We start from the raw sequence: 13,022 nt of genomic DNA, 5'->3' as shown, positions 1-13,022 counted from the left end.
TATTGCGTTCCTATCTGATAGCTGTACGATTTCGCCGACGAGCTCGAATCACGAGCCGCGACAGGAGGCAGGATGAGACAGCGGATCGACGTGTCGCCCGAGATGGTGGCGCTGCTGGGCACGGGGCCGATCGACGATACCACCCTCGAGCAGCCACTGGTCCTCACCTTTCGCCTCGCCGATGCGACCGTCACGCTCGGTGGCGGCGACACGACCGAGTGCGAGCTCGTGCTGCTCGTCACTGAGACGGCGTGCCAGCGGGTCTTCGGCCTCGTGCCAGCCCAAGATGGCAGCGTATGGCATCTGCCGAGCGCGATCCGCGCGATCGCGCTCGCGATCCTCGAGTGTGCGCTCGCCGAGCCCGCGCGCGCGACGCTGCGCCTCGCCAAGAGCATCGAATTGCTGTGTGCGGTGATGGAAGCGCTGCGCGAAGCGGGACTCGTCCCGGCCGACGGATGCGGGCATTTGTCCGAACGCGATTCGCAGCGGATCGTCGCGGCGCAGCGGATGATCGACGAGCAGTGGCGCGAGAAACTGACGCTCAACGGCATCGCGCGGGCGTGCGGGCTCAATCGCAGCAAGCTGACGCGCGGCTTCCGTAGCATGTTCGCCTGCACCGTCAGCGACGCGATCACCGAACGCCGGCTCGGCGGCGCGCGACATCTGCTGCTGGCGAGCGACCTGCCGATCTCGGCGATCGGCTATCGCTGCGGCTATCTCAACAATGCGAGCTTCACCCGCGCCTTCTCGCGTCGCTTCGGCGAGGCACCGTCGCACGTCCGCGCCCACCGGATCGCGGCATGATCCCGACATCGGACGGTTCGCTGGTCGAACAGGCGATGCGACGCGTGCGCGACCATATCGCCGCGCACGATCTGAAGGTTGGCGACACGCTGCCCGGCGAGGGGCGTTTCGCCGAGGAGCTCGGCGTCAGCCGGGCGGTGATGCGCGAGGCGTTCGGCGCGCTCGCCGCACTGCGGCTGCTCGACATCGGCAATGGCCGCAAGCCGCGCGTCGGCGCGATCGACGGGTCGGTGATGGCCGCCTCGATCAACCATGCCGTCGCCACCGCGCAGATCTCGACCAGCGACGTATGGGACGTGCGCCGCACGCTCGAGCTGCGCACCGCCGACCTCGCCGCGCAGCACCGCACCGATCCCGAAGCGCGCGCGATCATCGCTGCCGCCGACGCGATGCGCGCGGCGGGGGGGGATCTCGCGGCGGTGACGCATCACGACATCGCCTTCCACCAGGCGATCGCCGCCGCCAGCGGCAACGCGCTGTTCCTCCAGATCGTCCGCTCGTTCGAGGGGCTGATGCGCGTCGCGGTGCCGACCGCCTGGCACACGCGCGAGACCGAACCGCAGCGCGACGCGGTGCTCCTCGCGCACCGCGATCTCGCACAGGCGATCGCCGATCGCGACGCGCCGATGGCGGGCGATCTGATGAGCCGCCATTTCGACGCGACCATCGCCGACCGGCTGGCGAGCGCGGCGCGCATGGCGGTGCTCGGCGGCCCGCAGCCGCGGTGAGACGGCTGTCGCGCGCGATCCTGCGCGATCTGCCCGCGGGGCTCGCGGCGCCGGGCTACGATCCGGGCGGGGTCACGCCGGCGGCGGCGCGCTTCCTCGCGACGATGGTCTATCGCATCACGCCCGTCACGCGCGAGGCGGACGCGGTCCGCCGCGCCGCGCGCTACGGCGTCGGCGACGCCCGCCCAGCCATTGCTGTCGATCCAGCCGCTGTTCCGCGATCTGGTCGATCACGGCGCGTTCGTCGCGGCCGTCGCCACGCAGCTCGAATCGCTCTACGCCCGCGGCGCCGCGTCGACCCTAGCCGAGAATGTCCGCGTCGATGCTGACGAGAAGACACCGGGTTCCGGCCTTGGCCCGCTAGCTGACGGGTAGTGCCGCACGCGCGAACAGGCGCTCCGTGCGCCGACGCTCCCCGCCCGGATCATTCGCCCCGATGCGTTGCCGCCGCCTGACGCTGCCGCACGAAATCGGCCGTCGCCTGCGCGCGCATGAACGCGACGGGCAACCCCAGCGCCGCGGACATGCCGGGGCCGATCAGCGATGCCCCCAAAGCTGCTATGACGACGGTCGCGATGACCGGGGACAAGGCTTCGTCGGTCAGGATCGCGCCATCGTCGCGGGCGCCGGAAAGGTCGCGGGAGGCTTGCGCGAAGCGGTGATAGAGCGTGTCGAGCTGGACGCTGCGCTGCGCGGCGAGCCAGCCGATCAGGCGCCCGACCCCGCTTTCCTCGAACGTGTCGAACACCAGATCGACCAGATCGGCCTCATCGATCTCGCCCGACCGAAGCCGCCGCGTTCCGGTCGAGACCGCCGCGAGCAGCTCGGCAATCAGCGCATCCGCCAACACCGCCTGGAGCTTCGCGGCCGATCCGAAATGATGCGTGATGTTCCCGTGCGCCATGTTCAGCGCGCGCGCCACGGCTTGCAGCGTCACCGCGCTCGGCCCGTCCGCCAGCAGCAGTCGACGTGCCGCGGCGAGCGCCTCGTCACGCAACTCGTCGGGGTGGCGCCGGCGTCGACGCGGGGACGCATCCAATATTGTCATCGGTGACAATATTGGGCGCCCGCGCGACTATCGTCAATGATTCCAGGAGCCCGGAAGGCGCACCAGCGCCGCCCCGGCTAATAGCTCACGGTCAGCGTGATCGTATCGGCATAGCTCCCGGCCGTCACCCGCTGCCGTGCCGGGATCGCGCCATAGACCGAGCGATCGACCACCGTGCCGTCGAACGCGACGGTCTGCGAGCCCCCCGTCCCGTCCCCCCAGAGCGTGCTGCGCTGGGCGTCGGTATAGAGCCCATAGCCGAGCTGGCTGATACCGTTGCTCATCGCATGGTCGGTCGCCGAACGCCCCCCGCCGCTGAGCGCAACGCTCGCGGTGACCGCGGCGTCGCAGCTGAGCCGCACCGTTCCGGTGCCGCGCGTGTCGGCGGCATCGGCCGGGTCGTAGGCGCCGAAATTGACCCCCGAGGACGAGACCGAGCAGCTCGCCGCGAGTGCCGGTCGGCTGGCCAGCAGTCCAAGCAGCGTGAGCGCGCACCCGAGTGGCCTCACCCGCCTCATGACGGCCGCAGCGCGCAGGTGAAGGGGCCGAGCCGCGGCTGTGCGCCGCTGTCGGCGGGGCGCGTTACGTCGAAACTGCATGCGGTCTTCTCCAGCGCGACGGTTACCGTGGTCGTGGCGCGCAAATGCGCCAGATAGATCTCGCCACCGGCGGCCGAGACGGTCTCCTCACCGCTTCCGCTCACCACGCGTGCGCCCTTCGGCAACGCAGTCCCATCGGCGAGCACGACCGTCAGGATCGCATCGCGCTCGTCGACCACCGCGAAATCGACATGGACGCCCGATCGCCGGGGCGGCCGGACGGTCTGCTTGTCGGTGACGATCTGCGCGGTCATCGGGACATCGTCGGTGTCGATGCGCAGCGGATTGTCGTCGAACATGCGCAAATTGGGCACGATCATCAGGCCATTGCGGCCGGTGTGGCCGACCAGCTGATTGTCGGCATAGACCCCGACATCGGGGAAATCCCCGACGCGCACCGCGGCGAAGCTTTGCGTCAGCGGGCGCGCCGCGAACACATTGCCGTCGATCATGCCGATCGACCCCGAGGCGGAAAGCCGCACCCCGCCGCCCTGATCGGTCCAGCTCCCCTCGACCGAATAGGTGCCGACCCCGGTCTGGAGCGACACCTCGCCGTCGAGCCGATCGATTTCGCCGGCCTCGCCGCTGACCCGGTAGCCGATCCCGTCCCCCACCGGCAGATCGCGTTGCAGCGTCGCGACCGCCGACTCGCCCGCGCCATGCGCGCTGACGCCGGCACTGGCGCTCGTCCGCCGGCCGAGCGGCACGAGCATCAGCAGTTGCACTGCCGTGTCAGCGACCGCGCCCCAGGTCTTGCTGCCGATCAGGTTGAAGCTTGCAAAGCGCGTCGCGTGGATCGTCGCGTTGAGGCTGGTGATCTGCAGGCTGGGGGCGCTGCGATAGCTGCGCGTCGTGAAGGACCCGCCGATCGACCCGAATCGCACCGGCATCCCGACGAACGCCGTCACCGAGCGCCGCGGGCTCTTGTACGAGCTCCCATAGGTCACATACGCATCGGAGAGGAGCTCGGCGGTGACGCCGTACGAGATGCGCGGCGCATTGCGCTGGATCCCCGCGGTCACCATCGCCCCCGCCCCGCTCGGCGCGTGGCTGGCCGCGGCGCCGAGCGTGATGAGCGCGACGCCGGGGAGCACGAAATCGGCCGCCGCGCCGGCTTGCTGGAGCCGCGGCGTCGCCTCGGCATGCGCCTCGCCGGTGAGCGTGTCGGACAGGCCGTAGCGATAGGTCGCCGCCGCAAACGCCGATCCGTAGGAAAAGCTGCGCGTGCCGAAGTCGCGGCGCGCGACACCGGCCTCGAACGAATAATCGGACAGCCCGGCGCGCAGCAGGTCGGGCGCGGTGTAATAGGATTGGCTGATCGTGGTCTGCCGGCCGAGCATGTCGCGCACCACCAGGCTGACCTGCCCCGCGCCGCTGACGACAGGCACGTCGGTGATCGCGAACGGCCCGGGTCGGACGTCCTGATGCCCCGTCAACACGTTGTTGACGTAGATATCGGCGACGGAGGGGAGCGCCGCCGCACCGCCGAGCGTCGGCAAGGGTAGCGTGACATAGCCTGGCTGGGTCTCGAAGCTGCGCCCGAACTGAAGCCCGGCGAAGCGAAACGGCGTCCCGCCGATGCCATAGCGGGTGACGCTGTCGCCGATCCGTAGCGAGCGCAACCGGTCGGGATCGTCGATCGTCCAGCCCGATTCGAGCCGCACCACATTCGCGCCGGGCCCGGACGAGCGCGCGACGAAGGTGCTCGTGCCCGATCCCAGCGGCGAGAACAGCCCGACTTCAAACAGCCCGCTCACGCTGGTGCTGCCATAGCTGCGGTCGGCAAGCAGATCGTAATTGACGAACCCGCCCCAGCCGCTGCGCGCCACGCGACCGAGCGATACGCGCCGCGCCGGGAGCGATGTCGCTTGCAGTCGCGCGGGGGCGACCGTCAGCCGCAAGGCCTGCGTCGCTTCCTCCACCGTATAGGCAAGGCCGTCGCCACCGAGCGCGACATAGGGCTGATGGTCGAGCGTGACGATCGCCAATCCGTCGAGCGTCACCCCCCAGCGCCGCAGCGCCTCGGCCGGGACATAGACACGCCCCGCGCGACGCTGGACGAGCACGTCGCCCTGCGCGACGCCGTTCATCGTCACGGCGAGCCACGCGGCCTGCAGCGCGTCGGCTGCGGCGGGCGCGACAATCGCGATCGGAGCGGCGACCATTCGCGACGCGCCTAGCGCGGCGCCAGCGTCACCGGTGACCGCGTCACGACGCCGTCACTGCCCTCCACCAGCAGCTCCAGCGCGCTACCGCCGGCTAGCTCGGGATGCGGGCCGACGTCCCATCGCTTGCTGCCCCCGGGCAGAACCGCGCCGAAATGCGTGGTGAGGCGCACGCCCTTCTGCCCCGGCGTGGCAGCGCTGATCCCGACGACGGTCTGGTAGCGCGCGCCGTCGTTCTGCGCCTGCAGCACGACATGGCCGGTGGCGTCGCGCCATCCCGACCAGCGCAGCATCGCCTTCGCGCCGAGGCGCGGCATCACGTACAGCGGCAGGTTGAGCCGCAGCGCGATCCGCACCGCACCAGTGTTGACCGCGGGCGGGAGGATTTCCTCGATGATGACGAGATACGCCCCCGACAGCTGTCCCGCCCGCGGGCCGACGCGGACGAGCTGCGACCCAGCGCCGGCAATCGTGGCGACCGGCGGAGACGCAATCAGCGTATCGGTCGGTTCATAGACGTCCGCGCCATCGCGCTGCGTCCAGCGGAACAGCCGAAGCTGGACCGAGACCGGCTGCAGCTCGCTGTTGCGGATCGTCAGGATCGCGGTGTGGGCGCCGGCCGGCGCTTCGAGCACGACGGGGTTGACCTGAAAGGTGCTGGCATCGGCGGCGGCGGCAAGGCCGAGCGCGGCGAGCGCGGCGAGCGGCATGCCAAGGGCGGCCGTGCGCGCACGACCGCCCCCGCCCGTCAGACCGCTAAGGTGACGGATCGGCATTCAATAGGTGACGGTGACGTTGATCTGGTCGGCATAGGTGCCGGCATGGACCGTCGCCTGCCCCGGGAGAACGCTGGCGTAGATGACCTTGTTCTGCACCGCGCCGGTGCCGACGTCGGTGATCGCGACCGTGCCGGCCGTTCCATCGCCCCACAGGACGGTCCGCGGGGCATCGCTGTACAGCGCGTAGTTGAGCAGATCGGCGCCACTCGCCATCTGGCGCGTAGCAGGCGTTGCGCCGGCGGCCTGACCGGCATCCGCCGCCGCGGACCAGGCCGCGCCGTTGGTGCAGGTCACGGCGATGCCGCCGGTCGTGTCGCGTGCCGCGGTGCTCGTCACGTCGATGTTGCCGAGCGCGATCGGCGTGGTCGACACGATGCAATTGTTCGTGACCGTTGCGCCGACCGCCATCGTGGAGGTCGCGGTTTGGGCCGAGGCGGGCGCGGCTGCGGCGGCGACGGTCGCTGCCGCCGCCAGCGCCACGATGCGCGGCGAAAGCGAAAGTATCTGCTTGGTGGACATGAAAGTCTCCTGTTGGTGATCGCTGCGATGCCGCCCAAAGGGCGCACCGCGCACCCCCGCAGTGACGCAGCCGCGAGCAGCGGAATAGCTCGGGCGATTACCGTCTAAGCCATTAGGATTATTTTAAGAATTTTGCCTTGCCGCGCGTCGCAGCCGGGATCGCCCTGCGCCTGTCGGATCCGCGTGCCGGTCGCACCGCATCCGGACCGCGGCAATCACGCCGTCGTTTCGGTCAGCGGCATGGTGAAAAAGAACGCCGCGCCGCCGGCCGGATGCGGCTCGGCAGTGATGTGCCCGCCGTTCGACTCGATGATCATGCGGCAGATCGAAAGGCCCAGCCCGACGCCGCTCGCCTTGGTCGTCGTGAACGGCGCGAACAGCGCCTCGGGTGTGCCAGCGCCGAAGCCCGGGCCATTGTCGATGACCGCGATGCAGGCGAAGTCACCGGTCGATTCCACCGAAACCGAGACGCGCGGGTTCGTCGTATGCTCGAGCGCTTCGACCGCGTTGCGAAACAGGTTGAGAAAGATCTGGCGGATCTGGACGCGGTCGCCGATCACCTCGAGGTCGCCAAGATCGTCCGCGATCTCGATCCGCACTTGGGCGCCGGCGGTGTCGAGGCAGGTCAGCGCACGGGCGTCGTTCGCCGCCTCCCCCAAGTTCTGCGCCGAGAGCCGCCCCTCGCCGTGCGAGACGAGATCGTTCAGCCGATGCACGATCGCCCCGGCGTCCGAAGCGCTGGTCGCGGCGGCATCCATCGCGCTGAGGATCCGGTCGCGCGACTCCGGATCGCCTTGGTCGAGCAGCCGCCGCGCCCCTCGAACGAAATTCGCCAGCGACGTCAGCGGCTGGTTGAGCTCGTGCGACAGCATCGCAAAGGCCGCCGCCGCGCCCGATCGCGAACTGTCCGCCATTTCCGATTGCAGCCGTTCGATCTTTCGCTGCGTGGCGCGCTCCTCGGTCAGATCGGCGAGCGCGCCGGTGACGCGGACCGGCCGTCCGCCGGCACCGCGCTCGATGAAGGCGCGCGCCTGGATATGGATATAGTGGCCATCGGCGCGTCGCATCCGCCAGTCGCACAGCCAGCGCTGCCCCGGCGGAGACGACCGAAACGATGCCGTGACCCGGTCGACATCGTCGCGATGGATATGCGCGCGCCACCACGCCAACGCGTTCGTTTGGGACATGTCGTATCCGAACGCGGTGGCAAGACACTCGCTGAAGATGATGGTCTCGGTCTGGAGATCGAGATCCCAGATGACGTCACGCGTTGCGAGCGTCGCGGTGCGAAAGCGCGCTTCGCTCGCCTGTGCCGCGGTCCGCGCATGGCAGAGTTCGTCGATGTCGGTCAGCACGCCGCGCCAGCGCGGCGCCTCGCCCGCCACCCGATACTGTTCCGCCGCGCAGCGGAACCAGCGGTAGGCGCCGTCCGCCATACGCACGCGATAGTCATGGAGGAAGGTCTGCGCATGCCGCGTCGCCTCGTCCCATGCCGCGCTTGCGCCGGCCCGATCGAGCGGATGCGCATCGTCGAGCAATCCGAAGCCGAGCGCAGCCGACAATGGGGCCCCGCGCCATTCGGCCCAGATCGGATCGATGGAGAGCAAGGCGCCGCTTGCGTCCGCGACGAAGGGAATTTGCCGGTTGATCCGCATGGTGAAGCGATACAGTTCCTCCATCGCGGCATAGCGGAGCTGGGAATCCTCGATCTCCTCGGCACTTGCCGCGCACGCCACGCTCGCGGGCGGCGCGCTCACCATCGCGAAGGCGCTTTCTCATCGTCGTGCGCTGGCAACGGCGGCAACCCCGCGCGTCTGCCGATCGCGATGGCATGATGGACGTCGCGCGCCCCGATCCGCGCCTTCAACGCGACGCGGCTCCGGCGAACGCGCGTTTCGGCAAGGCCGAGGCGTTCGGCCAGCGCGGGCGTATCCAGCCCCGCGATCAGGCCGCGCAGGATGGTGGTCTGGAGCGGCGGCAATTGCGCGACGACGTCGCGCGCGTTCGCCGCATCCTGCTCCGAACCGAAGGCGAGCCTTTCAAAACCGCTGCCGAGCGCGGTGAGCAGCGCGCTTTCCGCAAAGGGTTTTTCGAGCAGGGTATGGGGACCGATCGTGTCGGCGAGCCGGCGGCTCGGCGTATTGGTGGCCGCGGTCATCAGGATGATCGGCATCTGCCGCTGCCGCGCGTGGAGCGCATGCACGATCTCGAGCCCGCCGACCCCCGGCATCACCCGATCGACGAGCAGGCAGCCATCGGGAAGCTGCTCGACCGCGTCGAGGAACCCCGCGCCATCGGCGAAAGTCCGCGAGGAGATGCCCAGGGTGGCGAGCAGGAACTGGGTCGATTCGCGCACGAGCGCGTCGTCATCGACGACATAGACCGGGGCGGAGGCGATCGGACCGAAGAGCAAGCGTTTCTCCTTGGGGAACAGGGGGTACGCGGCCACCGGCATCGTCTCCGCGCCGTTATCGCCTGGTCACGCGCCGCAAACGGCGTTTCGCAAGACGCATTTCCCGCAGCCAAGCGAGCGCGATCGAAAATGACGGATCCCAATACTCGGGTTCAATCCGTCTTCCGCTAACTTCGTTAATGAACTCCTATGATTGAGCGATGTTAAGATCACGACAATGAGCGCCAGCCTAGAGCCATACAAAAAAGCGCTGCCGACCGAGTTTTTTCAGATCCCGCGCCGCGACCGATACATTCCTTCCCGCGCGGCGCTTCGTGTCGGTTCGATCCGCGTTGCTTTTTGAACTATTGGACCGCAGGAGCAGATCTGTCCCGTTCGATTGCACAGTTTGCCCGAGAGTCAGGCCATCACACACGTCCCGCGCCCGATCGTCTACATCGTCGATGATGACGCCACGGTGCGCAGGTCGACATGGTTCATGCTGTCGGCCGCCGGATTCCAACCGCGCGCCTTCGCCGGCGGCGCGGACTTTCTCGATGCGCTGCCGGAGCTGGCGGTCGGCGCGGTGCTGCTCGACCTGCAGATGCCCGAGGTCGGGGGGTTCGACGTGCTGCAGGCGGTCATGCGCAGCGACGCGGCTTTCCCGGTGATCGTGGTGACGGGTTTCGGCGGGGTCAGCGGCGCGGTCAAGGCGATGAAGCTCGGCGCGGTCGATTTCATCGAAAAGCCCTATGTCGAGGATGCGCTGATCGCCGTGATCGAATCCGCGCTCGTGGCGTCGCGCGGTGCGGACGAAGCAAAGCAGCGCCGCCGCGCGGCGCAGCGCAAGCTCGAGCAGCTGACTCCGCGCGAGCGCGACGTGCTCGAACTGATGGTCGCGGGATTGCCCAACAAGCTGATCGCGTATCGCCTGCAGATCAGCAACCGCACGGTCGAGATGCACCGCGCCAGCATGATGGACCGGCTCGGCCAATCGAGCTTTTCCGGCGCGATCCGGCTTGCCATTACCGCGGGCCTCGACCCGCTCCCCGCCGAGCAAGCGTAAGGTAAACGCTTTGCTACGCAGTCTGTAGGACTTTCCACAGCTATCCCGCCCGCCCGGTCTTTCGGAAACGTCGGGGGAGGGAGAACCGCATGCACAATGAGCTTGATCGTCCCGCGCCGGGAGTGGCCACAAGGGTCGACACGTCGGCGCAGCTGTCCGACCGCAGGGACAGTCTGCGGCTGCGCACCGTCTATCGCGTCGCGCGCGTCCATGCGCATGGGCGGTGCGGCCTGGCCCGGGTGCACAATCTGTCGAACGAAGGGCTGATGCTGTCGAGCCAGCTTCAGGTCGGGCTCGGCAGCCCGATCGCGATCGACCTGTCCGAGACCTGCACGCTGGGCGGACATGTCGCGTGGCACGACGGCGCGCGATGCGGCGTAAGACTGTCCGCGCCGATCGACAGTAGAGCGGTGTTGCGCGACCTCTACGCGGAACAGACCAACGCGAAATCGCGGCATCTCCGATTGCCCATGGAAAGAATCGTCGTGGTGACCAGCGAACTCGGCATCCAGATCGCGCGCGCGCGCGACATTTCGCAGCGCGGGATCAAGCTGGTGCACGATGGGCGGTTCACCGCCGGGCTTCACGTCAAGGTGCAGATCGCGCCGGAGCTCGAGCGCCGCGGGGTGGTGCGCTGGTCGCACGACGGCGTCGCCGGCTGCATCCTGACCGAATATCTCAGCATCGAGGATCTTTGGTCGATCTAGACCGCGCTCAATATCCCGCGTCGAGATCGACCACATTCTCCATCGCGCGTCCGGCGAGGAACGCGTCGAGGTTGCGCAGGAACAAAGCGGCGGCGCGCTGGAACATCCTGGTCTGGCTGCGGCCCGCCAGATGCATCGAGTGGATCGTATTGGGCGCCGACCATAACGGATGATCGGTGGGCAGCGGCTCCGGGCTGACGGTGTCGAGATAGGCGCCGGCGATCGTCTTGGCGGTGAGCGCGGCGATCAGCGCGTCCTGATCGACCATATCGCCGCGCGCGATGTTGATCAGCCACGCGCTGGGCTTCATCGCGGCGAGCTCGTCGGCGCCGATCACCGCCTTGGTGGCGCCGGTCGAGGGGGCGGCAAGGATCACCCAGTCGAACTCGCCGAGCCGCGGCTTCCAGGCGTCGGGGGTGAGCGTGCCGTCGCGACCCGACCGCGTGACGCCGGTCACCGCGACGCCGAAGGCCTTGAGCCGCTCGCCGACGAGCGTGCCGATCGCGCCATAGCCGACGATCAGCGCACGGCTTTCGAACAGTTCGATCCGGCCCGGCGCCGCATCGGGCCATGCATGCCGGTCGGCGAGGCGCACGACCTCGTCGAAGCGCTTCGCCGCGGCGAGCATGCCGAGCACGGTATATTCGGCGACCGCGATCGCGTTGATGCCGGTGCCGTTGGTGACGATCGTCCCGCGCCGCGCGAGCTCGGCGAGATCGAGCGAGTCGAGCCCGGCGATCGCGGTGAACAGCCATTTGAGCGATCGCCCGGCGGCGACGGCTTCGGGCGTCAGCCCGTGCGGGTAGAGATCGACCCAGCCGATATCGGCATCGGCCATCGCCGCGGTCGCCTCGGCGGGGGTCGCGACCCAGACGGTGTCGAGGCCGGCGGGCAGCCTGGGCTCGAGCAGAGCGCGGGCGAGTGCGGGGAGGACCAGTTTCATCGGCAGGCTCCAGACGGGTTCGAACGGCTTCGGCGGGGGAAGACCCCGGCTGCGCTATTGCGCGGCGGGGGCGTCGTTGCCGATCAGTTCGCGGCCGATCAGCATTCGGCGGATCTCGTTGGTCCCCGCGCCGATGTCGAGCAGCTTGGCGTCGCGATAGTAGCGCTCGACCGGCCAGTCCTTGGTATAGCCCGCGCCGCCCAGCGCCTGCACCGCTTCGTTGGCGACCTTCACGGCATTTTCGCTCGCGAGCAGGATCGCGCCGGCCGCATCGAAGCGCGTCGTCCGCCCGTCGTCGCAGCTGCGCGCCACCGCATAGACATAGGCGCGCGCCGAATTGAGCGCGACGTACATGTCGGCGACCTTCGCCTGCATCAGCTGGAAGCTGCCGATCGCCTTGCCGAACTGCCGCCGCTCGCGCACGTACGGCACGACGACGTCGAGGCACGCCTGCATGATGCCGAGCTGGATGCCCGCAAGCACGGTCCGCTCGTAATCGAGCCCCGACATCAGCACGCCGACGCCGCCATTCTCCGGCCCCATGATGTTTTCCTCAGGCACCTCGCAATCGGTGAAGACGAGTTCGGCGGTGGGGCTGCCGCGCATCCCCATCTTGTCGATCTTCTGCCCGATCGCGAAGCCCGGCATGTCCTTCTCGATCAGGAAGGTGGTGATGCCGCGCGAGCCCTCGCCGGTCTTGGCATAGACGACGAGCGTGTCGGCATAGGCGGCGTTGGTGATCCAGAACTTGGTGCCGTTGAGCACATAGCCGCCCTGCACCTTGTCGGCCTTGAGCTTCATCCCGACGACGTCCGACCCCGCGCCCGCCTCGGACATGGCAAGGCTGCCGACATGCTCGCCCGAAATCAGCTTGGGGAGATACTTCGCCTTCTGCTCGGGGCTGGCCCAGCGCGCGATCTGGTTGACGCACAGGTTCGAATGCGCGCCATAGCTCAGGCCGACCGACGCCGACGCGCGCGATACTTCCTCGCACGCGATGACATGCTCGAGATAGCCGAGCCCGAGCCCGCCATCCTCCTCCGCAACGGTCACGCCGTGCAGCCCGAGCGCACCCATTTCGGGCCACAGGCTCTGCGGGAACCAGTCCTCGGCATCGACCTTCGCGGCGATCGGCGCGATCCGGTCGGTCGCGAAGCGCTGCGTCGTGTCGCGGATCATATCCGCCGTCTCGCCCAGCGCGAAATCCATCTGGTTCATGATCGGCCTCTCTTAGTTTCTCGTGTTACCATCGCCATTAGCGTGGTGTGGAGC

General features: G+C 68.6%; 15 protein-coding genes. 6 read left to right on the top strand and 9 right to left on the bottom strand.

The window, feature by feature from the left end; genetic code table 11:
* Window positions 1-72 precede the first annotated feature (72 nt).
* The 3 genes from RH90_RS01435 (at window position 73) to RH90_RS01425 (ending at window position 1,907) form a co-directional block, all read left to right on the top strand.
* Window positions 73-804, top strand: a complete 732-nt coding sequence (locus RH90_RS01435; RefSeq protein ID WP_010183416.1) for a helix-turn-helix transcriptional regulator — start codon at window positions 73-75, stop codon at window positions 802-804.
* Window positions 801-1,532 (top strand): FadR/GntR family transcriptional regulator, encoded by a 732-nt coding sequence (locus RH90_RS01430; protein ID WP_010183415.1) that lies wholly within the window; start codon window positions 801-803, stop codon window positions 1,530-1,532. Before RH90_RS01435 ends, RH90_RS01430 begins: the two co-directional genes overlap by 4 nt.
* 192 nt (window positions 1,533-1,724) lie before the next feature.
* A complete protein-coding gene (locus RH90_RS01425; RefSeq protein ID WP_010183414.1) occupies window positions 1,725-1,907 on the top strand; it encodes a hypothetical protein in 183 nt (60 codons plus the stop codon).
* Between the two features lie 49 nt (window positions 1,908-1,956).
* Here the strand turns inward: RH90_RS01425 and RH90_RS01420 are convergent, their stop codons facing one another.
* The 7 genes from RH90_RS01420 to RH90_RS01390 all read right to left on the bottom strand — a co-directional run bounded on the left by RH90_RS01420 (window position 1,957) and on the right by RH90_RS01390 (window position 9,091).
* On the bottom strand, window positions 1,957-2,580 hold the full coding sequence (locus RH90_RS01420; RefSeq protein WP_081476852.1) for a TetR family transcriptional regulator: 624 nt from the start codon (window positions 2,578-2,580) through the stop codon (window positions 1,957-1,959).
* Between the two features lie 77 nt (window positions 2,581-2,657).
* Window positions 2,658-3,089 (bottom strand): Csu type fimbrial protein, encoded by a 432-nt coding sequence (locus RH90_RS01415; protein ID WP_010183412.1) that lies wholly within the window; start codon window positions 3,087-3,089, stop codon window positions 2,658-2,660.
* 5 nt (window positions 3,090-3,094) lie between these two features.
* Window positions 3,095-5,344, bottom strand: a complete 2,250-nt coding sequence (locus tag RH90_RS01410) for a fimbria/pilus outer membrane usher protein (protein ID WP_010183411.1) — start codon at window positions 5,342-5,344, stop codon at window positions 3,095-3,097.
* Window positions 5,345-5,355: 11 nt separating this feature from the next.
* Complete coding sequence (locus RH90_RS21960) at window positions 5,356-6,054, bottom strand: fimbrial biogenesis chaperone (RefSeq protein WP_157134496.1); 699 nt, start codon at window positions 6,052-6,054, stop codon at window positions 5,356-5,358.
* A gap of 66 nt (window positions 6,055-6,120) precedes the next feature.
* Window positions 6,121-6,642, bottom strand: a complete 522-nt coding sequence (locus RH90_RS01400; protein WP_010183409.1) for a Csu type fimbrial protein — start codon at window positions 6,640-6,642, stop codon at window positions 6,121-6,123.
* Window positions 6,643-6,857: 215 nt separating this feature from the next.
* Window positions 6,858-8,402: a PAS domain-containing sensor histidine kinase gene (locus RH90_RS21955; RefSeq protein WP_010183408.1), complete on the bottom strand. Its 1,545-nt coding sequence runs from the start codon at window positions 8,400-8,402 to the stop codon at window positions 6,858-6,860.
* Window positions 8,396-9,091 (bottom strand): response regulator transcription factor, encoded by a 696-nt coding sequence (locus RH90_RS01390; RefSeq protein WP_157134495.1) that lies wholly within the window; start codon window positions 9,089-9,091, stop codon window positions 8,396-8,398. The genes RH90_RS21955 and RH90_RS01390 overlap by 7 nt, the downstream gene beginning before the upstream one ends.
* Before the next feature lie 181 nt (window positions 9,092-9,272).
* On the opposite strand from RH90_RS01390, the gene RH90_RS24575 reads away from it, so the two are divergent.
* The 3 genes from RH90_RS24575 (at window position 9,273) to RH90_RS01380 (ending at window position 10,807) form a co-directional block, all read left to right on the top strand.
* Window positions 9,273-9,398 (top strand): hypothetical protein, encoded by a 126-nt coding sequence (locus RH90_RS24575; protein WP_269724289.1) that lies wholly within the window; start codon window positions 9,273-9,275, stop codon window positions 9,396-9,398.
* A gap of 45 nt (window positions 9,399-9,443) precedes the next feature.
* Window positions 9,444-10,100, top strand: a complete 657-nt coding sequence (locus tag RH90_RS01385) for a response regulator transcription factor (protein WP_232280278.1) — start codon at window positions 9,444-9,446, stop codon at window positions 10,098-10,100.
* An 89-nt stretch (window positions 10,101-10,189) separates the two neighbouring features.
* On the top strand, window positions 10,190-10,807 hold the full coding sequence (locus RH90_RS01380) for a PilZ domain-containing protein (RefSeq protein ID WP_010183405.1): 618 nt from the start codon (window positions 10,190-10,192) through the stop codon (window positions 10,805-10,807).
* A 7-nt stretch (window positions 10,808-10,814) separates the two neighbouring features.
* On the opposite strand, the gene RH90_RS01375 is transcribed toward RH90_RS01380, so the two are convergent.
* Both RH90_RS01375 and RH90_RS01370 read right to left on the bottom strand, forming a co-directional pair.
* Complete coding sequence (locus RH90_RS01375; protein ID WP_010183403.1) at window positions 10,815-11,750, bottom strand: D-2-hydroxyacid dehydrogenase; 936 nt, start codon at window positions 11,748-11,750, stop codon at window positions 10,815-10,817.
* 54 nt (window positions 11,751-11,804) lie between these two features.
* Complete coding sequence (locus RH90_RS01370) at window positions 11,805-12,968, bottom strand: isovaleryl-CoA dehydrogenase (RefSeq protein ID WP_010183402.1); 1,164 nt, start codon at window positions 12,966-12,968, stop codon at window positions 11,805-11,807.
* Between the last annotated feature and the right edge of the window lie 54 nt (window positions 12,969-13,022).

Origin of the sequence: Sphingomonas sp. PAMC 26605 (assembly GCF_000241485.1) — a bacterium.
GTDB lineage: Bacteria > Pseudomonadota > Alphaproteobacteria > Sphingomonadales > Sphingomonadaceae > Sphingomonas.
This window is presented reverse-complemented; position numbering and strand designations above follow the sequence as displayed.